This is a genomic window from Rahnella ecdela, assembly GCF_019049625.1.
Classification (GTDB): domain Bacteria; phylum Pseudomonadota; class Gammaproteobacteria; order Enterobacterales; family Enterobacteriaceae; genus Rahnella; species Rahnella ecdela.
The window spans coordinates 1-25439 of record NZ_JAFMOY010000106.1 but is presented as its reverse complement, the minus strand read 5'-3'; the positions used below and the strand labels follow the sequence as shown (position 1 = coordinate 25439).

Sequence of the window (25439 nt, the reverse complement as noted above, 5' to 3'; positions counted from 1 at the left end):
GCCAAACCTTAGAAAGACAACATACAAAACTGAGAGTACCCGGTTTAAGTACGGTCAGAAAAATGCCTGCCCGCCCGCTTTTGACGGACTGGCAGCAGATAACGAAGAGGGTCAAACGGGCGCGCGATGCTGGCGCGCCGGAGGGATTACGAGTTCATCTGGAACAGCGACATACCCTGCATGGAGCTGTAGGTTTTGTAGGACGCCTGGAGTGCAACCTGTTGCAGCGTGTAAGTCGAAATCGCTGATGTCCATTCCGTATCGACTAAATCACTTAGTTTACTGGCGTTTGTTACGTCACGGTTTGCGCCGATCGTATCAAGATTATCCAACTCGCTCAGCTGAGTCCCCAACTCTGAGCGCACAGACAATACGTTGTTAAGTGAGTTGCTCAGGCCACGGTTGGCTTTATCGATCGCGTCGGTGTATTCGGAGTCAGAGGTATAATCCGCTGAAGGCGTTTTCAGCGCAGTCAGCGCGCCGTCGATGGTCTTGAAGATGTCGGTTTCGCCAGAAGAACCGTTTGGCTCTTTCTTCGCATCACCGGTTAAGGAATCAAAAATCTGATTGCCGGTGTGGTTGATAGTCATGGTACGGCTGGCATCAACCTGCTGAGTAATTGCCGTATCACCACCGGAATAAGTCACTGCACCGGTAGTCGGATCCTGTGTATAAGGCGCGGTATCACTCTTGTAACCGGCAAAAATATAGCGCCCGTTACCGTCGGTGCTGTTCGCCAGGTTGACCAGTTGAGATTTCAGGCTTTCCAGTTTGGTCGCTAAAGAAGAACGGTCATCATCACTTAACGTCCCGTTCCCGGCCTGAACGATCAGTGTCTGCGCATCTTGTATCGTGGATGTTACACTGGAAAGAATCGATTCTTCCTGACTCATGTTTTGATTAGCAAAAGTACGCGCTACCGAATACTGACTGTTTTGCGCTGTAGCCTGACGCACCAGTACGGCCTGAGAGGCAGCCAGCGGATCATCAGAAGGCTTATTTACTTTAGAGCCAGTGGATAGCTGCAGGCCGGTCGCCTGGAAACGGTTCTGACCATCCAGCACCGCATCCATATTCTGTTGGTAAATCATATTGGTACTAAGGCGCATGGCATCAGTTCCTTATCAGTTCAAAGATCAGCGAAGATTAATAATGGCGTCAAAAATGGTGGATGCCGTTTGCACCACCTGCGCGTTAGCCAGATAATATTGCTGGTAACGTTGCAGATCGCCGTATTCCTCATCGAGGTTAACCCCGGAAATAGACTGTTGCTGCGAAGTCAGTTGCGTCACGATATTGCTTTGCGCAGTATTGATGGTGCTCAGCGTATCTACCTGGTTACCGACGTTGCTTACCAGGCTGGCGTAAGCGCCGGACAGCGTGGACTTGCCTTCCACCAGTTTGGCGGTTTGCAAATTCAGTAATTTTTGCGCGTTGGTGTTATCACTCACACCGCTGTCGGCTGCACTGGCAGCGGCAATCAGTGAAGAATCGGTGATAGCCACACCCATGCTTCCCGCCACGTTGCTGACGGTTTTGATGGTAAAGCTGTCGTTGGCCGATGGCGTACCGGAAACAGAAACCGATAATCCGTCGAATTCCATGGTCGGATTGCCGCTGCTGTCAGTACCAGCCGTTGGCGTGATTTTTGCGCCATCAGAAGCGCGGGTCACATCCCAGCTGGTGCCGTTATACGCCATGGTGTAATCACTGGCTTTCACCGCTGTGGTGTCTTTGTACGCCACACTGACATCGGCGGTGCCGGTGTTTTTGGTGTTACCTACGGTGGTTGCGCCGGTATAAGAGAAGAAATCTGTCCCTGCGTCACCGTTGAGGTCAAAACCGGCTTTGTTAGTGCTGTTGAAGCTGTCGGCCAGCGTCAACGCCAGTTGGCCCAACTGATTGATAGCCGGTTCCAGGTTGTCTTTACGGAAAGAGAGCGTACCGCCGAGAGAACCGGTAGTAAGGCGGCTTTCCTGAATTTCTGTCACTGTGCCATCTGGCTGAGTCATGCCTACCGTCATTTTCGACGGATCAGCGCTGGATGCCATAGCTACAACAGTTTTAGATGTTCCGCCACTGACCAGTGGCATGCCGTTGGCGAAGGAGACGTTATAGGTATCGCCATCCTGCTTGGTCACAGTCACACCGGTGATATCGTTCAGCTGGCTGACCAGCTGGTCACGCTGATCGAGCAAAGCGTTAGGTTCCTGACCGGTACTGCCACGGGTGGTAGTAATTTGAGTATTCAGCTTGGCAATCTGCGCCGCATAGGTGTTGATCTGATCCACGCTCTGCGAAACCTGCTGGTTCACTGCGGTATTCATGTCGTTGAGGTATTTGGAGGAACTGTTGAACTGCGCGGTTAAGCCCTGCGCTTCACCCAATACCGCCTGACGCGTTGAGCTGTCGCTGGCATTGCTGGTCAGCGTTTGCAGGCCCTTAAAGAATGTAGCCATAGTCGCATCAATGCCGGTCGAGCTGTCGCCCAGCAGGTCATCAATCGAACTTGCCTGATCAAGCTGTGTGGAAAGCGCGCTGCCGGTGGCGCTGGCGCCAAGCAACTGGGTCACCACAAAGGAATTGTATTCACGATTCACGCCGGTCACGGTCACACCGTTACCGATATAACCAGCGGAGGTTGTAGTGCCATTGCTCTGAGTAATAAGCGTCGTCTGGCGGTTATAACCGGCCACACTGACGTTAGCGATGTTGTTCCCGGTGGTACTGAGCGCTGCCTGCGCTGCGTTCAGTCCGCTCATTGCGGTATTAATTAAGCTACTGGACATGAGTGACCTTTTGTCTGCCGGTGACCTTTTTTACCACCGTGTAATTAAGGGAACTGAATCGGGGCTTTCCCCTTTTCCCATTCTGATCTGGTTATCGGCCTGCACCGCCAAAACTTGAGGAAAAAAACGAGGATTTGGCTATCTAAAAGATATCTTTTAAATCATGGCTATACGCCTTAACCGCCTGCTCGCCCGCGCCTTTAATTTTCTGAATAACACTCACCAGTTTGTCGGCGTAATTCGGGTCAGTGGCATAGCCTGCACGTTGCAGTTCATGCGCGGCTTGTTCAGGGGTATTGGCGGAGGCGACCTGGGCATAACGCGGATTGCTGGTCAGCAGTTTGATGTAATCGCTGATGGCTTCCACGTAAGAGCCGTAAACGCGGAAACTGGCCTGGACCTTTTTCGCCACGCCGTTGGTGTATTCGGTGGTGGTGATATTGGTGGTCGGGCCGTCCCAGCTGCTCCCCGCTTTGATACCAAACAAGTTGAAGCTGCGTTTGCCATCGGAGGTCGGAATTTCGCGCTGTCCCCAGCCGGACTCCAGCGCAGCCTGCGCCATGATCAGCTGATGTGAAATCCCGCTGTCTTTGCTGGCCACCTGCGCCGGAATGCTCAGGCTGGACACGAACTGTCCGCTGTCGGCAGGTAACGGTGCGCCGCCGGTGGTGCGATCCGGTGCGGTCGGAATGACTTTACGCAGATACTGTTCCATCGCCTGTACCGGCATGCTTTTCAGTATTTCCCCGTCAAGCGCCATTGGCACCGTACCGGACAGTTCGGACGGCTGTTTAGAGCCGCCGGTCAGCTGTTCTACCATCATATCGGCCATGCCCAACCCTTTGTCGGACATGTCCTGCGCAATTTGCTGATCGTACATCGAGGTATAAAGTTTGGTGGACTGGTTGTCGAGGATCCCTCCCTGCGGCAATGCCTGACGCATACTTTTCAGCATCATCTGGACAAACACGCCTTCAAACTGTTTCGCCACTTCTTTGAGATGCGCCTGCGGATTTTGCCCCACATCCCGCTTCAGTTTGTTCAGGGAATTCGCATCGTACGCCGCCCCTTGCGGGTCAAATGCGCCGGACATCGACATCAGGTCGCTCATCAGATAATTTCCAAATCAGCACGCAGGCAGCCGGCTGTTTTCATGGCCTGCAAAATGGACATCAGGTCGATAGGCGTCGCGCCTAACGCGTTCAGGGTACGGACCACGTTGTTCAGGCTGGCGCTGGAGCGCACCTGCTGGATAGAACCACCGGACTGACGCACGGAAATATTGGTGTTTGGCGTCACCACTGTCTGACCGCCGCCGAATGGCGTGTTTGGCTGGCTGACATCGTTCTGACGGTCAACCACCACAGAGAGGTTGCCCTGCGCGACCGCACAACTGTCGAGCGTCACGTCACGGTTCATGACCACCGAACCGGTACGGGAGTTGATGATAACTTTCGCATCCATCGGGCCGACGTTGACTTCGATATTCTGAATTTGCGCCAGAATGCGCACCTGTGAGGTGTTGCCGCGCGGCACGATGACCTGAATATTACGGGAATCCAGCGCCGACGCGGTGCCCATACCCTGACGGTTAATGGCGTCGCTGACCTGCTGCGCCAGATTGAAATCTTCATCATTAAGTTGCAGATTGATCACGCCTTCGGTACCGAAGGTGCTTGGCAGTTCGCGTTCGATAGTGGCGCCGCCGGTAATACGGCCACCGGACACCTGGTTGACCGTCACGCTGCTGCCTCCGGCAGAAGCGCCCGCACCGCCGACCAGCACGTTACCCTGCGCCAGTGCGTAAACTTGATTATCCACGCCTTTCATCGGCGTCATCAGCAAGGTGCCGCCGCGAATACTTTTGGCGTTACCCATCGAGGAAACCACCACGTCAATCGCCTGTCCTGCACGCGAGAACGGCGGCATTTTGGCGGTCACCATTACGGCGGCCACGTTTTTCAGCTGCATGTTGGTGCCAGCCGGTACGGTTATCCCTAACTGGGACAACATGTTGGTCAGCGTCTGGGTGGTGAACGGTGTCTGCGTGGTCTGGTCACCGGTTCCGTCGAGGCCGACGACCAGGCCGTAGCCGATCAGGGCGTTATCACGTACGCCTTGTACCGTCGTCAGATCACGAATACGGTCGGCGGATGCGGGCAATACCACCAGGGCGGACATCGCCAGACAGATAACACCGGAAAGTAGTTTTCGCATGATTGCCTCGTTATAACGGCGATAAGTTTAAGAAGAACCGCTGCAACCAGCCCATGTTCTGCGCTTCATTGATGTAGCCGTTACCCACGTATTCGATGCGCGCATCTGCCACTTGTGTGGAGATAACGGCGTTCGCACCGCTGATGGTGCGCGGGTTGACCACACCGGAGAACCGGATGAATTCGGTTCCCTGATTAATTTCGATTTGTTTTTCACCGACAACTTTCAGGTTGCCGTTCGCCAACACTTCCGCGACCGTCACGGTCAGGGTGCCGCTGAAGGTGTTATTGGCGGCGGCTCCGCCTTTACCGGCGAAGGTGTTAGCGCCGGACATATCCACGTCGGCGCGGGCATTACCAAACAGCCCTTCCAGATAGCGCGGCGCGGTGGCGGCACCAAAGGTGGTTGACCCGTTGCGGCTGGCGTTCGCCGAGGAGCTTTTGCTCGCACTGACGTTTTCCTGCAAGACGATGGTCAGAGTATCCCCGACGTTACGTGGACGACGGTCTTCAAACAGAGGCTGATAACCATAGTTCATCGGCTGAACGGACTGGAATATCGAACCGTTAGGTACCGGCGGTGCGGCGGGCGCAGGTGTCGCTGTGGTGGTTCCGGGTACCAGCGGGGTGTGCGGCATATACGCGCAGCCGTTCGCCAGTAACGTGATTAACAGCGGCAGCACCAGCTTGCCTGGTCGGTCTGTATATGAAGTCATTACCGACGTTATTTTTTTGCTCACCACAGTTATCGCCTTAAAAAAATCGACCTGGTAGAGATCTGAACCGGTTCAGGACTGACGCCATCCGGCACCCATCCTCTTGTTTTTTGCGGCTGCCCGAACCTGCGACAGCCACTTTGTTATGACGTACTAAAAACTTACAGCTGCGAAAGTTTTTGCAGCATTTCATCCGACGTAGACACGGCTTTGCTGTTGATTTCGTAAGCGCGCTGCGTCTGGATCATGTTGACCAACTCTTCCGCCACGTTGACGTTCGAGGTTTCGACATAACCCTGATACAACAGACCCGCACCGTTAAGACCCGGAGTACTTTCGGTCGGCGCGCCGGAGCTCTGGGTTTCCTGATAAAGGTTTTCACCCATCGATTCCAGACCGCTGTTGTTGATGAAGGTGCTCAGGGTCAGCTGGCCGACTTGCTGTGCCGCCGTCTGTCCCTGCTGGGTCACGCTGACGATACCGTCACGACCGACCGTCATGCTCAGCGCATTGGTCGGAATGGTGATCGCCGGAATAACCTGATAGCCGCTCGAGGTCACCAGCTGACCGTTCTGATCCACCTGGAAAGAACCGTCGCGGGTATACGCGGTGGTGCCGTCCGGCAGCTGTACCTGGAAGAAACCTTCGCCTTTGACGGCGATGTCTTTACTGTTGCTGGTCTGCGACAGGTTGCCCTGCGAGAACAAACGTTCAGTAGAAACCGGACGCACACCGGTACCAATCTGCAAACCGGATGGCAGGTTGGTCTGCTCAGAAGACTGCGCACCGGGCTGGCGGACAGTCTGATAAAGCAGGTCTTCGAATACCGCACGCTGGCGTTTAAAGCCGTTGGTGCTGACGTTCGCCAGGTTGTTGGCGATGACGTCCATATTGGTCTGCTGGGCATCCAAACCGGTTTTCGCAATATACAGCGATGGGATCATGTCATTACTCCTCTGCCATCATCAGCTCATTGACAGCAGATTGTTGGCACTCTGTTCATTTTCATCGACGCTGTGGATGACTTTCATCTGCATCTCAAAGCGGCGGGCGTTGGCAATCATGTCAACCATGGTCGATACCGGATCCGCGTTACTGCCTTCGAGGGTTCCGGGCATCACGTGAATGGTCGGGTCGGCCTGTAAAGCAGCACCACGCGCCAGCGCTGTCGCCGGGGTCGGACGGAACATGCCGTCGTCGCCACGGGTCACTTCGCTGTTCGCGGCTTTCACCAGCTTGAGCTTACCGAGCTGGCCCATGGTGTTCGGGTCAGCACCGGCTTCGAGCACGGCGATGGTGCCGTCCGCAGAAATCGTCAGCTGTGAGTTCGGCGGAACCTCGATCGGGCCGTTATCCCCCATTACCGGATGACCCTGAACGGTCAGCTGGTTCGTCGGTGACACCTGCATGTCACCGTTACGGGTATAAGCTTCAGTGCCATCAGGCATCTGCACCGCAAGGAAACCGTCCTGCTGTAAAGCCACATCCAGCGGACGGCCGGTGTAGTTAAGTTTGCCTTGCGTCATGTCTGCGCCCGGCGTTGACGCCGTGACCAGCGTACGGGTCGGCAGGCTTTGACCTTCTACCGGCACCGCGCGCATGGCTAAAAGTTGCGAGCGAAAGCCGGGTGTATTGGCGTTAGCAAGGTTGCTTGACGTGACCGACTGCTGAACCAGTGTCTGGCTCGCTGCGCCGCTCGCGGTGTAGATAGCGTGATCCATAGTGCTGCCCTGTTCTCAAAGTAAAAAAGAGCGTCTTAACGCAGGTTAACCAGCGTGTTCAGGATGGAGTCCTGAGTTTTGATGGTTTGCGCATTCGACTGATAGTTACGCTGAGCAACGATCATGTTCACCAGTTCAGCACTCAGATCGACGTTGGAAGATTCCAGCGCACCACTGGTCATGCTGGCGAAACCACCCGCACCCGCCACGCCGTTAACGGCCTGACCGGAAGACGATGTGGCTGTCCATACGTTGTTACCTTCAGATTGCAGACCTTCCGGGTTAGAGAAGGAGCTCAGGACAATTTGTCCCAGCAGCTGCGTTTTCTGGTTGGAGTAAGTCCCGGTGATGGTGCCGTCATCATTGATGGTGTAGCCGGTCATCTGGCCTGCGGCGTAACCATCCTGCGTCAGGGAACCGATGCTGTCGCTGCCGGTGCTCTGCTGGATACTGCCGGTGAAGTTCAGGCCAACAGTCTGCGGAGTCACGGTGCCGTTGGTGGAGGTATTCATCACGATTGGCAGGGAACCGTCAGCGTTGACGGTGCCGTCAGTCTGGGTCGCGCTTTGCAGTGCGCCGCTGGTGTCAAATTTCAGCGTTCCCATTTTGGTGGCTGCAGAACCGGTCACGCTGCTGTCGAGAGAGTACAAATCCCAGCTGTTGGACGCGGTTTTCACGAAGTACACGTTGTTATCGTGCGCGTTACCCTGCGAGTCATAGGTGGTAATGCTGTTGACGTAGTTGTACGTGGTGTCGTCGTTAGCGTTAAACGTCTTCGCCACAGGGATTGCCGTGTCGGTAGAGTTCAGGTTAGCGACCATGGTGGCTGCGGTAGTGGCTTTCGCACTCATCATGGTGGTCGGAATGCTCAGCGCGCCTGGCTGCGCACCGGCGGCGATGGTCGGCGGCGTACCCGTTGCCGGATAACCCGTCACGCTCAGACCCTGGGCGTTCACCAGATTGCGGTTAGCATCGAGGGAGAACTGGCCATTACGCGAGTAATAAACCGTGCCGCTGCTGTCGGCCAGCCGGAAGAAACCGTTGCCGCTCAGAGCCACATCCAGGCCACGGGAGGTGTTAGTCGTGGTGCCATCGTTAAAGTTCTGCGTAACCGCGGCAACTTTAACGCCCATGCCTGCCTGAGAACCGGCAAACATATCGGCGAAAGAAGCGGTCGCTGTTTTGAACCCTACGGTGGCGGAGTTGGCGATGTTGTTACCGATCACGTCCAGGTCGGTGGATGCCGCGCTCAGGCCGCTGACTGCTTGGGAAAAGCTCATGTTAGCTCCATTTTACTGTGTGTAGTTGCTGCATGAAGTTAAGGATTTCAGCTCTTCTTCCTGTAAAGGAAGTGAGCCAACGGCTTACAAAATCTGGCGAACTGAATCGACGGAAGCGGTTCCCCGAACCCCGAGATCCAGCGCTGTCGTGCCTGATGAACTGGTTGTCACACCATTGACCAGCGCATAGTTAAGCGGTGTTGCCACCATTTGCTGACCGTTGTTCAGGGCATTGATGCTGAAGGTGTAGCTGCCATCCGGTGCTTTGGTACCATCGTCCTGGGTGCCGTCCCAGGTATAGCTGTGCACACCGGCTGTCTGGCCGCCCAGCGAAATGGTTTTCACCACTTTGCCGGTGGAATCGCTGACGGTGGCCGTGGTGGTATCCGACGCTGTTTCCAGCTCGAAACCGAATGGCGTGGTGCTGACGGTGCCGTCGGTATCGCTGCCGACCAGAATGGCGCTGCCGGAAACCATCACGCCATGACCAATCAGTGAGCTGGCCTGTACGGAAGAACCGCTGGTGATTTGCCCCGAAATGCTGCCGAGCGTGGTATTGAGTTTTTCAATGCCGCTCACGGTGCTGATCTGTGCCAGCTGACTGGTCAGCTGGCTGTTATCCATCGGGTTAGTCGGATCCTGGTTTTTCAACTGTGCGACTAACAGCGTCAGGAAACTGCTGGATAAATCATCGGCAGAACTGGCGCCTGTAGTGGACGAACCGCCGGAACTGGTGCCGGTGATCGTGGTGTTGTCTGTGGTGTCATTAATCGACGTGGTAATGGCCATGGTTCGCTCCGCTATTGCCCCAGAGTGAGGGTTTTCATCATCAACGACTTGGTGGTGTTAAGCACTTCGACGTTGGCCTGATAACTGCGGGAAGCGGAGATGGTGTTCACCATTTCGCTGACCACATCTACGTTTGGCATCTTCACATAGCCTTTAGCATCCGCCATCGGATTGCCCGGCTGGAAGACCAGACGATCCGGCGACGGATCATCAACGACCTGCGCCACTTTCACGCCGCCCGTCTCCTGACCAGGCGCCGCATCCACCTGAAATACCACCTGCTTCGCTTTGTACGGCTGGCCATCAGGGCCGGTCACACTGTCGGCGTTGGCCATGTTACTGGCGCTGACGTTCAGGCGCTGAGACTGCGCAGCAAGCGCAGAACCGGCGATATCAAAAATACCGAGCATTGACATGGGTTATTATCCTTGCAGCACCGACATCATCCCTTTGATCTGCCCGCCGAGGACGGTCAAATCGGTCTGATAGCGCACGCTGTTATCCGCGAAATTAGTACGTTCACGGTCCATATCGACCGTGTTACCGTCGGCTGACGGCTGGTCAGGGATCCGATACATCAGATCCATATCCGCAGGCTGGACGTTCGAAGCCGGAATATGGCGATCGGATGTCAACGCTAACGACATCCCGCTGCCACTCGCGCGCCCCTGTTCCATCACCTTCTGCAACTGACTGGCGAAATCGATATCGCGCGCCTGATACCCCGGGGTGTCGGCGTTGGCAATATTGGCTGAAAGTATTTCTTGCCGCTGGGCACGCAGGTTGAGCGCTTCCTGTTGGAACTGTAGTGCGGCGTTCAATTTGTCGAGCATGCGCCCTCCGCAAAGTGAGATTTTGGAGTCGACAGCATAAATGCGAGTGTCAACTGGCTATCGTCTGAATAAGCGCAAAATCGTCCGCTATTTGTCCCTTTAGGAATTGAAAAGTGCGCGTAGACTTGTCGCCAGTAGTAAGTTGGCACAAAGGTAAATTGCGTATGAACAGGCAAAGAATCCGTCGTTTAGGTATCACACTGGGCTGCATCATTCTGGGTGCAACATCCGGTGCAGCGAGCTATGCACAGTCTTTGCCCGTAAAAAATGAGCAGGTCAAAAGCGTGCCAGCTTCGGCGAACACGGAGACACTGTTGTCCTCGCAAATTCAGCAGTTCTTCCGCCAGCAATATGCGCAAAGTGGAATGCAGGTGACGGTGCTGGTCAGTACGCCAGCGGCGCGCCAGCCGCAGTGTCTGTCACCCCAATTTATGCTTTCTCCCAACAGCCGTACCTGGGGCAATGTTTCAGTGGCGGTGAACTGTAACGGGCAGAAAAGTTATGTGCAGACCAAGGTGCAGGTCAGCGGCACCTACTGGGTTGCAGCGAAAAATGTGCCGTCGGGCGCGCATCTGGCAGAAACGGATTTGCAGCAAAAAACCGGGCGTTTAGATTTATTGCCGCCGAAGACCATTCTCGACAGCAAACAGGCGATCAACGGTATTACTCTTCGCAATATCAGCATTGGTCAGCCGTTAACGCTGTCGATGTTGCGGCGTCCGTGGATGGTGCATGCAGGGCAGGAAGTGCAGGTACAGGCGACAGGCAGCGGATTTAATGTGTCGAGTGCCGGAAAGGCGATGAATAATGCAGCAGCGAATGACTCGGTGCGGATCAGAATGCCGTCAGGCGTAATTGTGAACGGGATGGTCGGCCCGGACGGCTCTGTGACAGTGGAGATTTAGCCCTGTATTGCAACCACTTTTAGGCAAAAAGTTGCAATAAAGACTAAAGTTATTTCGCCACATGTCGATAACAAACGTATCAGAGTCGTCTCACGACGGCATTTTTAGGGTTTTTGTGTTATTTAACAGCCCTGAATACCCTAACCGGAGAAAAGATTATGGCTATCGATCGCACGCAAGGTGTTTCACCTTTAACTTCGATCCAGCAGCGCGACCCTTCTGAAGCCTCTGTTCAGACTGCGCGTAAAGAAGGCACCGTTTCTGGCACCACCACCAGCGGTACGGCGGTGACACTGAGTTCAGCGCAAGCGTCTCTGACTCAGTCCAGTGCTCAGGACATTAATACGGCACGTGTCGACGAACTGAAACAGGCTATCCGTGATGGCAAACTGACCATGGATACCGGCAAAATTGCCGATGCTTTGTTGCAGGACACGCAGGATTATCTCAAAGGTCTTTAAACTGAATGTTCAGGATTAGAGACGAAAAGTTGGAAGGTAATAAGGCCCGATGAAGAACTTTATCAAGACCATGACTACCTTGGTTGAAACGTTGCAAGCTCTGGATCAAGTGATTAATCACGAACAAACGATACTTTGCTCGGGCCGCGTTAATGGTGCTGCCCTGCAACATATCACCGAGCAGAAAAGCTCACTGTTAGCTACGGTAGACTATCTTGATAAGCAGCGTCGTCAGCATGACGAGCGCCTGAAACAAAATGCACCTTATTCGCGTCAGCCGGAAATCGCGGCGATGTGGAAAAATGTGGTGCAGCTGACCACCAAACTGAGTCAGATCAATCGCCATAACGGGATGTTACTGGGCAAACAGATTGCCTATAACACCGAGGCGTTGGCTATCCTCAATGCCAGCCAGACACAGAAATTCTACGGACCGAACGGGCAGGAGACCGTGTCGGGGCAAACCGTACGGAAGATCTCTGTGTAGAGCCAGACGGGGGGAATACTTTCCCCTCAGCACTCCATCTGCTCTTACAGTCCCCACACCGATATCTAGACTAAACCCGCCAGCCGCTCTAATGTCGCCGGGTCTTTCTCCACCAGTTTTATCAGCAAAATGGCCTGCCGGTTAGGCTTCGCTCTGCCCTGCTCCCAGTTCTGATACGTTGTCAGTGCTGTTTGCAAGTAATAGGCAAAAACCGCCTGGGAGATATTCAGGTTCTCGCGGATCTCTTTTAATTCCACTGCGGTCAGTCGCACCTCACGGTCGACAGTTCTCTCTACCGTTTTAAGCGTGCGCTTACCCTGACCTGCTTCACCCCAGGCATTCAGGCCATCCGCAATCTCAGCAAACAGATCCCGTTTCATTGTCATTCTTGCTTCGCCTTATGCTGTTTCAACAGCAGTCCTAACATCTTTTTTTGGTCGAATGTCAGGTCATTCACTTCGCTTTTTCCATATAGCGTAATGAGAAGAAAATGCGATTTTGCGAGCCACCAGTAATAAATGATCCTGGTTCCGCCGCGCTGACCTGTATTTCTCTGACGATCCAGAAACCGGAGTTTACGTAATCCCCCGGTATGCATAATCACATCCCCGCAAGTGGGAAAAAGCAATAATGCATTCTGTAGGATCCGGTATTCATCATCGGACAGATACGCCGAGCGGTTTGCTTCAAAAGCAGGTAATTCAACAAATATAGCTTTCATCCATGCCCCAGAACTTCCGTATACTGTGCTAAAACTATCCCCATGTAAAGGATAGTTAGAGCTATTAAGTGACAACAGCCATAACAATAGCGGAATGTTAAAGGGCTGCTAATCACCAATAACCGGGGACGGGATACTGCTTCCAGAAGGATTTTGGAAGTTTCAGTCGTTGCAGCAGCCTTCCGCGTCTTCACACAGAATAAAACCGTCAGGCAGGAAATTGCAGGGGGGAAATAAGATTGCGCGGAGAGCCCGCGCATTCTGAATGTGGAAAGTCTTTAACTCAGGCCGGGTACATCAAAGCCGGGCGTCACCGACAGCAGCATCCGTACCTGTTTCACCAGTTCGCTCATGCAATCATCACTCATGCCGTAATTGTTCAGCTCTTTTTCAAGAGCAAACAAATACTGCGCGTTGGTACCTAGCGGGCCGCTGGCCTGAGCAATCAGAGGGGCGATGACCTGATAATCCGTGTCAGCTTCGTATTGCGGATGTGAGGAGTCCATGATAAACACCAGCGCCGTTACCTTGCGGCCATCGTCGAGTTCTAACTCACACCAGGTCGGGCGATAGCAGCCGGTCAGCATTTCACGCTTCCACAGCAGTTCAAGTTCTTCGTGAAGTTTATCTTCCGGCAGACGGAACGCCAGGCCGGTAGTCTGACCGCCATCACGCAGCGCCAGCATGCGCCCCGGTTGCGCGTGGGTTCCGCGCCCTGAAGTCAGACGTAAACAGAATGCACGGTGGAAACCATGCAAAGTGGCAGGCCGAGCCTCTTCGGAATCGAAAACCGGATTCCACATCAGTGAGCCGTAGCCAAAAATCCAGACGGGACTGTTATCAGGGCGACGCGCCAGCGTGCAACTCAGTGAGGAGGCACGTTGTTCAGGGGTCAGTAGCATCGATTCGTCAATGCTGCCGAATGCTGTTTTACAATCTGCGTTACGCAGGAAATCTCGAGTTAACATTCATTCCCCCTTCGGTACGACTTACTTTTGAACATGCCATGCTGTTGACGCTGTGCTCTCCGTTATCGTGGTTTTGGACAAGTCGCTATGGACTGATCGGGTTATCGGACAGTTTTCGCCTTAACTTGAGGCGCTGGCAGGACTGATTAAGAATTTTGTTATCACCCTACTTGTTTAAACCTTATTCGTTTCTTTCGTTGCAATCAAGATTGAGAGCGATCACAAAACGAAAATAAAATGATTATTTTGTGAACATTGTAAGAATGTTGACATTCAGAAGGGAAATAACATCAAAACAGGCAAGATGGGTACTGCAGGACGTTAAGGCGGACGGGTCAGGCGTTCCCAACCCGCCCCGGTACATCAGGATTTCTTAGGGTGCCATTTGTCGTCATCGCCTTTTTTGTAGCCGTGTTTTACAGCGGCCCATGCGACTTTGTGGGCGGTCTCTTCGCGGGAATCATCGCCCTGGCGATCTTTAGACTTTGCATACTCATCCCACGCGCTATTAAAGGCTTCTTTATAGATGTCCTGCGCATGTACCGGAAGGACATTCCGAACAGATTCAGGCAACGCTGAGCGGTTCTGATAAGGCATAACTTGCTCCTTTTTCATGACGTTCATGATCGTTACATTTTATGTGTGTGGTGTGAGCACACAGATATAAGTCTAGCTGCTAACCTCAGGAGACTCAGCCAGATTATTCCCTATCTCAGTTTCGGGGCTTAAAAACGCCCTATTTCTCCGGATTTGCGTGTGGGTATGGGAATGATTTACATAAATTGACGCATCATGCGCGTAAAATCATTAATGATAATTAAATACCTGTTTTTATATGATTTAAATAATTAACAATGAAAATTAATTTAAGATTAAACTGTCATTTAATGGATTCACACATCAAAAAACACCTGTCACATCGGTTTATATTGGTCAGTCATGATAATAATCTGTTAACAGATTAATTTATCTACTATACTTAACGGGTTACAACTTTATGCTGCTATGCATTTTGTATACAACCGACAGACAGGCGGTTGTGAATTCGTGAGTGTTTATAAGGAGAATAATCATCATGGTGTCTTCACAGGAACATCCAAAAGTAAAAACCCGCCATCAGGAATACTCCCTGGTTTTCCCTATTGCTGCACTTATCATCCTGGTCCTCTGGGGCAACAGCAGTAATTTTGCCTCAGTCGTGGGCATCAATTTAATCGCGCTGGTCGGTATTCTCGCCAGCGCCTTCAGCGTAGTACGTCATGCCGACGTACTGGCGCACCGTCTGGGTGAACCATACGGCTCACTCATCCTCAGCCTTTCAGTGGTCATCCTCGAAGTCAGTCTGATTTCGGCCCTGATGGCAACAGGCGATGCCGCTCCGGCGCTGATGCGTGACACCTTATTTTCGATCATCATGATTGTGACTGCCGGTCTGGTAGGCGTTGCCCTTCTGCTCGGTGGGCGTAAATTTGCCACGCAGTATGTGAATCTCGGCGGTATCAAACAGTATCTGATGGCGATTTTCCCGCTGGCGGTAATCGTCCTCGTGCTGCCTGCGGCCCTGCCCGCGGGTAATTTCTCTACGCCACAGGCGTTGTTTGTCGCGGTAATTTCGGCGGCGATGTACGGCGTGTTTCTGCTTATCCAGACCAAAACCCACCAGAGTCTGTTTATTTACGAGCATGAAGATGAAGGCGAGGAAGATGGTCACGGAAAACCATCGTCGAAAAGCAATCTGACGCACACGCTCTGGCTGATTGTCCATCTGGTACTGGTGATTGCCGTCACCAAATTTAATGCCAATCCGCTGGAAAGTCTGCTGACGGAACTGAACGCTCCTGCGCAGTTCACCGGTTTCCTGGTGGCGTTGCTGATTCTTTCTCCGGAAGGTCTGGGAGCACTGAAAGCGGTACTGAAGAATCAGGTGCAGCGCGCCATGAATTTGTTCTTTGGTTCCGTGCTGGCGACGATTTCACTGACCGTTCCGGCGGTTACCGTCATTGCGACGCTGACTGGTCAGGAACTGATTTTCAGCCTGGCTCCGGCTAACATTGTGGTGATGCTGGCGGTAATGATTCTGTGCCAGATATCGTTCTCCACCGGGCGTACCAATGTACTTAACGGTACTGCGCATCTGGCGTTGTTCTGCGCATATATGATGTTGATAATGCTGTAACAACAACACATTGGGTTGCCACCCAAACTGGCCTCAAGGTCAAGGTCAAGGTCAAGGTCAAGGTCAAGGTCGTGGGCGTCGGCCCACACCGACCAGAGACCCGGTAACGCGCGGGCCTCTGGACGCCGCGCTCTTTCACTGCGCGCTGTCGCTGGAACGACGGACATGTTCCGACGCAAATGTGAGTGGCGCAAAATGTCATCGCTGCGCGATCCCCTCATTTCAGGCTTCGAGCCTCAGGTCTCGAACCATTCATTCGGTGCCATTTTTGAGCACGCCAATCAACTTTTCTAAAAGATGAAAAACGAATTTAAGATTGTGCGGGCGGTTCAGAAATCTTGCTGAACGGAGCGGCTTCGAGACCTGTGGCTCGAAGACCGAGAGAAGGAACCGCGCAGCGGCAAGATTTCCAGCCTGTCACAGTGGTCCCTGAAACATAGCCAGCGAGCGGAGCGCGAAGTAAAAGAGCCGGAGATTCTTAAGAGGCGCGGCGATAGGCGCCTCTTGAGGCCAGTTTGGGTGGCAACCCAAGGTCTTGTCGGTGTGGGCCGAAGCCCACAACCTTGAATTTGAATTTGAATTTGAAGTTGAAGTTATTCAACCTCGACCTCAGATCTCCCCTTTCTTCTTCTTGTTCCTGATCACCAGCCAACTGATCAGCGCCATCACGCAGCCGATAAAGATAAACCAGATGCCCAGCATCAGTTGTGGTGCCATTTCACCCGGCGGGGTTTCAGGGCTGCCGACCACTAAACCGTGAATGGTGGCAACAATACCGATAACCAGTAAAATCATGCTGTTGCGAAGTAAACGACGGGCTACGGTCATAGGTTGTCTTGGGGTGGCCATCAGATGCGTCCTTGAGCAATAAAAAAAAGATAAGGGCGCATAATAGCGCCCTTCGTTTTTATGTCAAAACCGTCAGTTCACAAACCGTGAAGGTCAATCAGCGACGATTACGTACCAGCTGATAACGACGGGTCAGATATTCCACCGGCGCACTCCAGATATGCACCAGACGGCAGAACGGGAACAGCAGGAATAAGGTCATTCCCAGCACCAGATGTACGCGGAAGATAAACGCCACGCCATCCAGATGCGCTGCCGCACCGCCACGGAAGGTCACGACCGACTGCGCCCAGCCAACCAGTTTCATCATTTCGCTGCCGTCCATATGCTGTGCTGAGAACGGAATAGTGCTCAGCCCCAGCGCACACTGCACCACCAGCAAAATGATGATCATGATGTCACCAAAACTTGACGTTGCACGCACACGCTCATTGCTCAGACGACGCCACACCAGCATACCGCCGCCGATCAGAGTCATCACGCCACACGCGCCGCCCGCCCACATTGCCATCTGCTGTTTCACCGGCACCGGCAGGAAGGATTCATACATCCAGTGCGGCGTCAGCATCCCGAAGGCATGACCGGCGATAATGCCGAGAATACCCACGTGGAACAACGGCGAGGCAATGCGCAGCGTTTTTTTCTCCAGCAGCTGACTGGAGCCCGCGCGCCAGCTGTACTGACCGTAGTCGTATCGCAGCCAGCTGCCGACCAGAAATACCGTGCCACACAGATACGGATAGATATTAAAAAAGAAGTTGTTGAGGAAGTCGGTCATTTGCGTGGTTCCCCCGCAGGCATTTCATCAAGGTTCAGATACTGTGGTGCAACCGCACCGGCAAAGCGTTTCTGATGCGCGGCTTCTTCGCCAGACGCACAACTTTGCTCACCGAGGAACTTGATTTGCTCCTCTTCCCATACCGCATCCAGCGCGGCCGGCGTGTCATCACGGGCTTCCTGTTTAATCCCTTCGCGCACCGTTTCGGTGGCGATATCACTGCCGGACAGCACCAGCAGGAGATCAAACAGTTCGGCGTAATGGCTGTCGCGTTCCTGCAAACGGGCGCTCAGCAGAGCCAGAATCGGTGCGATATCCCGCAGCCCTTCACGGGCCTGCTGTTCACCACGTGTGGTGAGGTATTCCAGATACAGCGGCAGATAATCCGGCAGCTCGCGGCTGTCGATTTCAAGGCCAGCTTCGCGGTATTGATCCATCAGATCGACCATTGCCTGACCGCGGTCACGGGATTCACCATGAACGTGTTCAAACAACAGTAACGACGTAGCACGGCCACGATCGAACAAACCGGTGTAGGCCGATTGCGTATCCAGCAGATCCTTTTTACAGAAGTCCGTGATATACAGCGCCAGATCCAGACGCTGTTCTGAATTCAGTTCAGCTGACTGCGTGACCGCCTCGATGAGCTCCATCTTGTGTTCCCACAGATCTTCAGACGGATAATCCAGCAGCAGGCCGATGATGCGTAAACTGTTCATTAGCCCTTCCTTTCTGTTTTCGAGCCGATGTCGATGGCATCGATGCGTTTGCTGTTGAACAGGTTGAATTTGGTGTCGCTGCCGTGACAACCGTCACCGAAGCTGAAACCACAGCCTTTGGCTTCCGGGAACGCTTCCCGCGCCTGTTCACGATGGCTTGAAGGCACCACGAAACGGTCTTCGTAATTGGCAATCGCCAGATAGCGGTACATTTCTTCTGCCTGCGCCGCAGACAATCCGACCTGTTCCAGCGCGCCGGTGTCCGTGACCCCATCGACCGTTTCAGCACGTTTGAAGTGACGCATCGCCAGCATACGTTTGAGCGCCCGCAGTACCGGCGCGGTGTCGCCAGCGGTCAGCAAATTCGCCAGATATTGCACAGGAATGCGCAGGCTTTCCACGTCCGGCAGCACGCCGCTGTGCGGTAAAGCACCGGCGTCGGCAGCAGACTGAATCGGAGACAGCGGTGGCACGTACCAGACCATCGGCAGCGTGCGGTATTCCGGATGCAGCGGCAGTGCCAGCTTCCATTCAATCGCCATTTTATAAACCGGCGACTGGCGCGCGGCGTCCATGACGGAAATCGGAATGCCGTCTTTTTCAGCCTGCGCGATCACTTGCGGATCGTTCGGGTCGAGGAAGATGCTCATCTGGCTTTCGTACAAGTCTTTGTCGTTTTCGACCGATGCCGCTTCTGCAATACGGTCGGCGTCGTACAACACCACGCCGAGATAACGGATACGGCCTACACAGGTTTCGGAACAGACCGTTGGCTGGCCCGCTTCGATGCGCGGATAACAGAAAATACATTTTTCTGATTTGCCGCTTTTCCAGTTGAAGTAGATTTTTTTGTACGGACAACCGGTCAGGCACATACGCCAGCCGCGGCATTTGTCCTGGTCGATCAGCACGATGCCGTCTTCGCCGCGTTTATAAATCGCGCCGCTCGGACAGGTCGCCACACACGCCGGATTCAGGCAGTGTTCGCACAGACGCGGCAGATACGCCATAAAGGTGTTTTCAAACTCGCCGTACATTTCTTTCTGCATGTTGGCGAAGTTCTGATCGGCAGAACGTTTGCTGAACTCAGTGCCCAGATCGTCTTCCCAGTTCGGGCCGCCGACAATTTTCTTCATGCGTTTGCCGGTCAGCAGCGAGCGCGGACGGGCTACCGGTTGATGTTTACTGTCTTTCGCGGTGTGCAGATGCTGATAATCAAAATCAAACGGTTCGTAATAATCATCAATTTCCGGCATGTGCGGGTTAGCGAAGATTTTATGCAGCAGGTTGGCTTTGTTACCCATACGCGGCTGCAGTTTGCCGTTGATTTTGCGGATCCAGCCGCCCTTCCATTTTTCCTGGTTTTCCCAGTCGTGCGGATAACCCAGACCTGGTTTGGTTTCCACGTTATTGAACCACGCGTATTCCATCCCTTCGCGGCTGGTCCAGACGTTTTTACAGGTCACGGAACAGGTGTGGCAGCCAATGCATTTGTCGAGATTCAGCACCATGCCGACTTGTGAACGAATTTTCATTTGGCTTTCTCCTGTTGCACGGCGTCCTGCACGTAGTCATTACCTTCATCGTCTAACCAGTCGATACGGTTCATTTTGCGTACAATTACAAACTCATCGCGGTTAGAACCGACCGTGCCGTAATAGTTGAAACCGTAGGCCAGCTGCGCATAGCCGCCGATCATATGGGTCGGTTTCGGGCACACGCGGGTCACGGAGTTGTGGATACCGCCGCGCTGCTGGCTGATTTCCGAGCCCGGAATATTCACGATGCGTTCCTGTGCGTGATACATCATGGTCATCCCCGCCGGTACGCGCTGGCTGACCACCGCACGGGCACTCAGCGAGCCGTTGGCGTTGAAAGCTTCGATCCAGTCGTTATCTTCGATACCCAGTTTTGTCGCATCGTCTTCACTCAGCCAGACAATCGGGCCGCCGCGACTTAAGGTCAGCATCAGCAGGTTGTCGCTGTAGGTGGAGTGAATGCCCCATTTCTGGTGCGGCGTCAGGAAGTTCAGCGCCATTTCCGGATTACCGTTCGGTTTCGCATTCAGCAACGGCTGCGCTGCGCGGGTGTCGATTGGCGGACGATACACCAGCAGGCTTTCACCGAAGGCACGCATCCACGCGTGATCCTGATACAACTGCTGACGGCCGGACAGCGTGCGCCACGGGATGAGCTCATGCACGTTGGTGTAACAGGCGTTGTAAGACACGTGTTCATCTTCCAGACCAGACCATGTCGGGCTCGAGATGATTTTGCGCGGCTGTGCCTGAATATCGCGGAAGCGGATTTTCTCGTCTTCTTTATTCAGCGCCAGATGCGTATGGTCGCGGCCGGTATTTTCACTCAGTGCCGCCCAGGCTTTCACTGCCACCTGACCGTTGGTTTCCGGTGCCAGCGTCAGGATGACTTCTGCTGCATCAATCGCGGAATTAATCATCGGCTGGCCTTTGGCGGCGCCGTCCGGTTTGGTGTAATTGAGTTTTTTCAGTAAATCGACTTCGCTGTCGGTATTCCAGCTGATGCCTTTACCACCGTTACCGAGTTTTTCCAGCAACGGTCCGACCGACGTGAAGCGCTCGTAAGTATTCGGATAATCGCGTTCAACGGTCATCAGGTGCGGTGCGGTACGTCCCGGGATAAGGTCACATTCGCCTTTTTTCCAGTCTTCCACGCCAAACGGCTGCGCCAGTTCAGCAGCAGAATCGTGCTGAATTGGCATGGTGACAACGTCAGTTTCCACACCCAGATGCCCGACACAGACGCGGGAGAATTCCTTGGCGATGCCTTTGTAAATTTCCCAGTCGCTTTTTGAATCCCATGCCGGATCCACAGCCGCAGACAGCGGGTGAATAAACGGATGCATGTCCGATGTATTCATGTCGTCTTTTTCGTACCAGGTCGCGGTCGGCAGAACGATGTCGGAATACAGACAGGTGCTGGACATACGGAAATCAAGTGTCACCACCAGATCCAGTTTGCCTTCGCCGCCCTGCGCCTGCCATTCGACTTCTTCCGGCATTACGCCACCCTGAATACCGAGGTCATCTCCCTGAATACCGTGTTCAGTACCCAGCAGGTATTTCAGCATGTACTCGTGGCCTTTACCGGAAGAACCCAGCAGGTTGGACCGCCAGACGAACAGGTTACGCGGGAAGTTCTGCGGATTGTCCGGCTGTTCAGCGGCAAACCGCACGCTACCATCTTTCAGGGCTGCGACGGTGAAATCTGCCGGAGATAAACCGGCGGCTTTCGCCTGTTCCGCGATGTGCAGCGGGTTGACACTCAGCTGTGGCGCAGACGGCAACCAGCCCATACGTTCGGCGCGCACGTTGTAGTCAATCATGCTGCCGGTGAATTTAGACTTATCGGCCAGCGGAGAAAGCAGTTCCTGCGGCGCGACAGTTTCGTAACGCCACTGGCTGGAATGGTTGTAGAAGAACGAGGTGCTGTTCATCTGGCGTGGCGGACGCTGCCAGTCGAGGCCGAATGCCAGCGGTTGCCAGCCGGTCTGCGGACGCAGTTTTTCCTGCCCGACGTAGTGTGCCCAGCCGCCACCGCTCTGACCGACGCAACCGCAGAAGACCAGCATGTTGATCAGGCCGCGGTAATTCATGTCGAGGTGATACCAGTGATTCATCCCGGCACCGACGATGATCATCGAACGGCCGTGCGTTTTGTTGGCGTTATCGGCAAACTCATGCGCGATACGTTCAATGTTTTGCTGGGAAACGCCGGTGATTTTCTCGGCCCAGCCTGGCGTATACGCTTTGATTTCGTCATAACTTTGCGCGCAGTTTTCATCGTTCAGACCGCGTTCAATGCCGTAGTTCGCCAGCGTCAGGTCATACACGCTGGCGACCAGACCGGTGCTGCCATCCGCCAGTTGCAGACGTTTGACCGGCAGTTTGTGCATCAGGATTTCTTCCAGCGCGACGCTGTTGAAGTGTTCGCTGACCGCGCCGCCGAAGTACGGATAACCGACGTTAACGACTTCATCGTGGTCGTCGAGCAGGCTCAGCTTCAGGCTGACATCTTTATGGTCTTTCCCTTCGCGGGATTCCAGATTCCACTGGCCTTTCTCGCCCCAGCGGTAACCAATCGAACCCAGCGGAGACACCAGTTCGCCGGTATTTTCATCAAAGGCGATAGTTTTCCACTGCGGGTTATTTTCCTGACCGAGGTTATCCACCAGATCAGACGCACGCAGCATACGGCCTGCGGCGTAAGAGCCGTCTTCGCGCGGTTCGAGCATCACCAGCATCGGCATGTCGGTGTAACGGCGCACGTAGTCAGTGAAGTACTGGCTTGGATTATCAATATGGAAGGATTTGAGGATCACATGGCCCATTGCCAGCGCCAGTGCGCTGTCGGTGCCTTGTTTCGGTGCCAGCCACTGGTCGCAAATCTTGGCGATTTCGGCATAATCCGGCGTTATGGCAACGGTTTTGGTGCCTTTGTAGCGCACTTCGGTAAAGAAGTGGGCGTCCGGCGTTCGGGTCTGCGGAACGTTAGAACCCCAGGCGATAATATAAGAAGAGTTGTACCAGTCAGCCGATTCCGGCACGTCAGTCTGCTCGCCCCAGGTCTGCGGAGAAGCCGGTGGCAAATCGCAATACCAGTCGTAGAAACTCAGACATACGCCGCCAATCAGTGACAGATAACGCGCACCGGAAGCGTAAGACACCATCGACATTGCCGGAATTGGCGAGAAGCCGATAATGCGATCCGGGCCGAAAGTTTTGGCGGTATAGACGTTGGACGCCGCAATCAGCTCATTGACTTCCTGCCAGCTGGAACGCACAAAACCACCGCGGCCACGTGCTGCTTTATATTCTTTGGCTTTTTCCGGCTGGTTGATGATAGAACCCCAGGCATCGACCGGGTCACTGTGTTTCAGTTTCGCTTCACGCCATAACTGGATCAGCTTTTTGCGCATCAGCGGATATTTCAGGCGGTTCGCACTGTAGAGATACCAGGAATAGCTGGCACCACGCGGACAGCCACGCGGCTCGTGGTTTGGCAAGTCCGGACGGGTGCGCGGATAGTCGGTCTGCTGGGTTTCCCAGGTGACCAGACCGTTTTTAACGTAAATCTTCCAGCTGCATGAACCGGTGCAGTTCACCCCGTGGGTGGATCGCACCACTTTGTCGTGCTGCCAGCGGCTACGGTAGCCGTCTTCCCAGTCACGATTGGTATCCAGCGTCTGGCCGTGGCCGTCAGCAAAAGGTTCAGCTAGCTGTTTGAAATAGCGAAACCGGTCAAGAAACTTGCTCATCCGGGACTCTCCTGTGCAAAGGCCTGTGGCGCTTTGTCATTATGTGAATGGCGGGGAATACAACTTCATTGCTCAATATGGCCTCAGGGTATGCACCCCACACGCGCGTCTACTTGATTGCGATCAACGCCTTCGCGTCGTGTATGTTTTTACATAACGCTGGATACCCCTAAGGGGGTATAAATTCAGTTGAGTTTAAGTCAATGATTTATCAGGGATATATACCGAAAGAGATAAAAAAGTCAGACGTGAAGTCAACAGAAGGAAAATTGGGGGTAATGTCGTTTTGAATATTACAAAATTGTGAAATTAGCAGTCTGGATATTGTATTTTCGCCGATGTCTGGCGTAATGGTGCGACCTGTTTTCGCCACCAGAAGCCCTTAATGCAGACAGAAAAACCCGCCCTTCTCAATTTCAACGATGAAGTCACCAGAATGATCTATGGCTTCGTTTCTCGCCCCGACCGCCCTGCCGAACGCGTTTCTTCGCAACAGGTGCAGGAAGCGTATCAGCAGATTTGCCACGACAAAGGGTTTGTCTGGATCCCCGTAAATCTTAATCACGCCATGTCTGAAAAATGGCTGAAAAAACATTTTGGCGTTGGAGAGGTTTTATTTGAAGGAATTCGCGAAGGTTCACGCAGTACGCGTATTGAACGGCTCGACGATACATTACTGGCGGTACTCAACGACGTCATTTTTCGCCCGGATGAAACCAGTGATGAAGTTTCGACGCTGTGGCTGAGCTGCCATCAGCAACTGGTGGTCACCGCGGTTTTATGCTGCTGGTGGTGATCGTCGGCGCGTTTACCCTGCTGGCTGGCTGGTATGCATTTAAACGTCAGGATGACGGTTAAAAGCTACTACAGGAAATCTTTGGCTTTATTGAGCAGTGACGCTTTAGTAATGACCCCCAGCAGGCGGCGGGATTCAGCGTTTTCCAGCACCGGCAAACGTTCCAGCGGGGAGTTGCTGAACATCGCCCACGCCTGCTCATAACTGGCCTGCTGGAAAATCGTCGTAAATTCCTGCTCGATAAACGAATCCAACGGGCTGTCGGATTTCACGCTGCCATCAATCAGTCCGGCGGCCACCACGTTAGTCGGAACCACGCCCAGAAAACGCTCTTCGCGATCCACCACATACACATAACGCGTGCGCTGTTTCAGCCCTTCGCTGACCACTTCGGACAGCGACGCGTCAACGTACATTTTCGAACACGGCGAAATCAGCGAGGCCACGGTGCTGTATTCAAAGGCATTCTTCGCCGCAAACCGCGCATTATGCCGCGTCAGCACCGGATAGGTTCCGCCGACTTTAAGACGCGAGGCGACCACATAAGAGATCGCCGTCGCCAGCATCAGCGGGAACAACAGCGAACTGTTGAGGGTCATTTCGAATGCCATCATGATCGACATCAGCGGCGCGTGGCTGGTCGCCGCCAGCAACGCACTCATGCCGATGGCGGCATAAAGCCCGACCGGACCGGGATCAAATCCCAGCCATTGCAGAAAAGTACACACCAGCGCCCCGCCGGCTGCACCAATCAGTAGCGACGGCGTAAATAATCCGCCCACCGCGCCGGAACCGATGGTGATCGCCGTGGCGATAATTTTCAGCACTAACAGCACCAGCAGTGACGTCTGTAAATCGCCGTTGTTGAGTATTAAGTCAATCACTTCAAAACCGTTGCCGAGCACCAGCGGCGACATCATCGCAATCAGCCCGACACCC

26 protein-coding genes are annotated in these 25439 nt (G+C 53.8%); 5 read left to right on the top strand and 21 right to left on the bottom strand.

Annotated elements, in window-relative coordinates; genetic code table 11:
* Nucleotides 1-146: 146 nt before the first annotated feature.
* From flgL to flgB, 11 genes are all read right to left on the bottom strand, one after another.
* Nucleotides 147-1109, bottom strand: a complete 963-nt coding sequence (gene flgL, locus J1784_RS03120; protein ID WP_217147970.1) for a flagellar hook-associated protein FlgL — start codon at nucleotides 1107-1109, stop codon at nucleotides 147-149.
* A gap of 27 nt (nucleotides 1110-1136) precedes the next feature.
* Nucleotides 1137-2789 carry a flagellar hook-associated protein FlgK gene (gene flgK, locus J1784_RS03115; RefSeq protein ID WP_217147969.1) on the bottom strand — a complete coding sequence of 551 codons (1653 nt, stop codon included), beginning with the start codon at nucleotides 2787-2789 and terminating at the stop codon, nucleotides 1137-1139.
* Between the two features lie 142 nt (nucleotides 2790-2931).
* Nucleotides 2932-3900 (bottom strand): flagellar assembly peptidoglycan hydrolase FlgJ, encoded by a 969-nt coding sequence (flgJ, locus tag J1784_RS03110; RefSeq protein ID WP_217147968.1) that lies wholly within the window; start codon nucleotides 3898-3900, stop codon nucleotides 2932-2934.
* The gene (locus J1784_RS03105; RefSeq protein ID WP_217147967.1) at nucleotides 3900-5006 is read right to left on the bottom strand and encodes a flagellar basal body P-ring protein FlgI; all 1107 of its coding nucleotides are present in this window, start codon (nucleotides 5004-5006) and stop codon (nucleotides 3900-3902) included. Before J1784_RS03105 ends, flgJ begins: the two co-directional genes overlap by 1 nt.
* A gap of 10 nt (nucleotides 5007-5016) precedes the next feature.
* Entirely contained in the window at nucleotides 5017-5721 is a 705-nt protein-coding gene (locus tag J1784_RS03100; protein ID WP_120134134.1) for a flagellar basal body L-ring protein FlgH, read from the bottom strand.
* Between the two features lie 161 nt (nucleotides 5722-5882).
* Nucleotides 5883-6665: a flagellar basal-body rod protein FlgG gene (gene flgG, locus J1784_RS03095; protein WP_217147966.1), complete on the bottom strand. Its 783-nt coding sequence runs from the start codon at nucleotides 6663-6665 to the stop codon at nucleotides 5883-5885.
* A gap of 21 nt (nucleotides 6666-6686) precedes the next feature.
* Nucleotides 6687-7442: a flagellar basal body rod protein FlgF gene (locus tag J1784_RS03090; RefSeq protein ID WP_112289805.1), complete on the bottom strand. Its 756-nt coding sequence runs from the start codon at nucleotides 7440-7442 to the stop codon at nucleotides 6687-6689.
* A gap of 35 nt (nucleotides 7443-7477) precedes the next feature.
* The gene (gene flgE / locus J1784_RS03085; protein ID WP_217147965.1) at nucleotides 7478-8722 is read right to left on the bottom strand and encodes a flagellar hook protein FlgE; all 1245 of its coding nucleotides are present in this window, start codon (nucleotides 8720-8722) and stop codon (nucleotides 7478-7480) included.
* An 84-nt stretch (nucleotides 8723-8806) separates the two neighbouring features.
* On the bottom strand, nucleotides 8807-9511 hold the full coding sequence (gene flgD / locus J1784_RS03080; protein ID WP_217147964.1) for a flagellar hook assembly protein FlgD: 705 nt from the start codon (nucleotides 9509-9511) through the stop codon (nucleotides 8807-8809).
* A gap of 11 nt (nucleotides 9512-9522) precedes the next feature.
* Entirely contained in the window at nucleotides 9523-9927 is a 405-nt protein-coding gene (gene flgC, locus J1784_RS03075) for a flagellar basal body rod protein FlgC (protein ID WP_112289801.1), read from the bottom strand.
* Nucleotides 9928-9933: 6 nt separating this feature from the next.
* The gene (gene flgB / locus J1784_RS03070) at nucleotides 9934-10344 is read right to left on the bottom strand and encodes a flagellar basal body rod protein FlgB (protein WP_112289799.1); all 411 of its coding nucleotides are present in this window, start codon (nucleotides 10342-10344) and stop codon (nucleotides 9934-9936) included.
* Nucleotides 10345-10508: 164 nt separating this feature from the next.
* On the opposite strand from flgB, the gene flgA reads away from it, so the two are divergent.
* The 3 genes from flgA to J1784_RS03055 all read left to right on the top strand — a co-directional run bounded on the left by flgA (nucleotide 10509) and on the right by J1784_RS03055 (nucleotide 12197).
* Nucleotides 10509-11249 carry a flagellar basal body P-ring formation chaperone FlgA gene (gene flgA / locus J1784_RS03065; RefSeq protein WP_217147963.1) on the top strand — a complete coding sequence of 247 codons (741 nt, stop codon included), beginning with the start codon at nucleotides 10509-10511 and terminating at the stop codon, nucleotides 11247-11249.
* A gap of 158 nt (nucleotides 11250-11407) precedes the next feature.
* On the top strand, nucleotides 11408-11710 hold the full coding sequence (gene flgM / locus J1784_RS03060) for a flagellar biosynthesis anti-sigma factor FlgM (protein WP_112289796.1): 303 nt from the start codon (nucleotides 11408-11410) through the stop codon (nucleotides 11708-11710).
* A gap of 49 nt (nucleotides 11711-11759) precedes the next feature.
* Nucleotides 11760-12197 carry a flagella synthesis protein FlgN gene (locus J1784_RS03055; RefSeq protein ID WP_217147962.1) on the top strand — a complete coding sequence of 146 codons (438 nt, stop codon included), beginning with the start codon at nucleotides 11760-11762 and terminating at the stop codon, nucleotides 12195-12197.
* A 65-nt stretch (nucleotides 12198-12262) separates the two neighbouring features.
* Here the strand turns inward: J1784_RS03055 and J1784_RS03050 are convergent, their stop codons facing one another.
* The 4 genes from J1784_RS03050 to chaB form a co-directional block, all read right to left on the bottom strand.
* On the bottom strand, nucleotides 12263-12577 hold the full coding sequence (locus tag J1784_RS03050; protein WP_217147988.1) for a helix-turn-helix domain-containing protein: 315 nt from the start codon (nucleotides 12575-12577) through the stop codon (nucleotides 12263-12265).
* A 2-nt stretch (nucleotides 12578-12579) separates the two neighbouring features.
* Nucleotides 12580-12918, bottom strand: coding sequence for a toxin (locus J1784_RS03045; protein WP_217147961.1), 339 nt, complete (start codon nucleotides 12916-12918; stop codon nucleotides 12580-12582).
* 278 nt (nucleotides 12919-13196) lie between these two features.
* Nucleotides 13197-13886, bottom strand: coding sequence for a gamma-glutamylcyclotransferase (locus J1784_RS03040; protein ID WP_217147960.1), 690 nt, complete (start codon nucleotides 13884-13886; stop codon nucleotides 13197-13199).
* A gap of 363 nt (nucleotides 13887-14249) precedes the next feature.
* Complete coding sequence (gene chaB, locus J1784_RS03035; RefSeq protein WP_217147959.1) at nucleotides 14250-14483, bottom strand: putative cation transport regulator ChaB; 234 nt, start codon at nucleotides 14481-14483, stop codon at nucleotides 14250-14252.
* A 478-nt stretch (nucleotides 14484-14961) separates the two neighbouring features.
* Here chaB and chaA point away from each other — a divergent pair, with 478 nt between their 5' ends.
* Nucleotides 14962-16062: a sodium-potassium/proton antiporter ChaA gene (chaA, locus tag J1784_RS03030; RefSeq protein WP_217147958.1), complete on the top strand. Its 1101-nt coding sequence runs from the start codon at nucleotides 14962-14964 to the stop codon at nucleotides 16060-16062.
* A 609-nt stretch (nucleotides 16063-16671) separates the two neighbouring features.
* Here the strand turns inward: chaA and J1784_RS03025 are convergent.
* From J1784_RS03025 to J1784_RS03005, 5 genes are all read right to left on the bottom strand, one after another.
* Nucleotides 16672-16911 (bottom strand): hypothetical protein, encoded by a 240-nt coding sequence (locus J1784_RS03025; protein WP_217147957.1) that lies wholly within the window; start codon nucleotides 16909-16911, stop codon nucleotides 16672-16674.
* 97 nt (nucleotides 16912-17008) lie between these two features.
* Nucleotides 17009-17689, bottom strand: a complete 681-nt coding sequence (gene narI, locus J1784_RS03020) for a respiratory nitrate reductase subunit gamma (protein ID WP_095922190.1) — start codon at nucleotides 17687-17689, stop codon at nucleotides 17009-17011.
* Nucleotides 17686-18408, bottom strand: a complete 723-nt coding sequence (gene narJ / locus J1784_RS03015; RefSeq protein WP_217147956.1) for a nitrate reductase molybdenum cofactor assembly chaperone — start codon at nucleotides 18406-18408, stop codon at nucleotides 17686-17688. Before narJ ends, narI begins: the two co-directional genes overlap by 4 nt.
* Complete coding sequence (gene narH, locus J1784_RS03010) at nucleotides 18408-19943, bottom strand: nitrate reductase subunit beta (RefSeq protein WP_217147955.1); 1536 nt, start codon at nucleotides 19941-19943, stop codon at nucleotides 18408-18410. The genes narJ and narH overlap by 1 nt, the downstream gene beginning before the upstream one ends.
* Nucleotides 19940-23704: a nitrate reductase subunit alpha gene (locus tag J1784_RS03005; RefSeq protein WP_217147954.1), complete on the bottom strand. Its 3765-nt coding sequence runs from the start codon at nucleotides 23702-23704 to the stop codon at nucleotides 19940-19942. The genes narH and J1784_RS03005 overlap by 4 nt, the downstream gene beginning before the upstream one ends.
* A 385-nt stretch (nucleotides 23705-24089) precedes the next feature.
* Here J1784_RS03005 and J1784_RS03000 point away from each other — a divergent pair, with 385 nt between their 5' ends.
* Nucleotides 24090-24500: a magnesium transporter CorA family protein gene (locus tag J1784_RS03000; RefSeq protein ID WP_238485366.1), complete on the top strand. Its 411-nt coding sequence runs from the start codon at nucleotides 24090-24092 to the stop codon at nucleotides 24498-24500.
* A gap of 68 nt (nucleotides 24501-24568) precedes the next feature.
* Here the strand turns inward: J1784_RS03000 and J1784_RS02995 are convergent.
* Nucleotides 24569-25439 (bottom strand): chloride channel protein (locus tag J1784_RS02995; protein ID WP_217147953.1); only part of this gene is annotated, 871 nt, incomplete at its 5' end.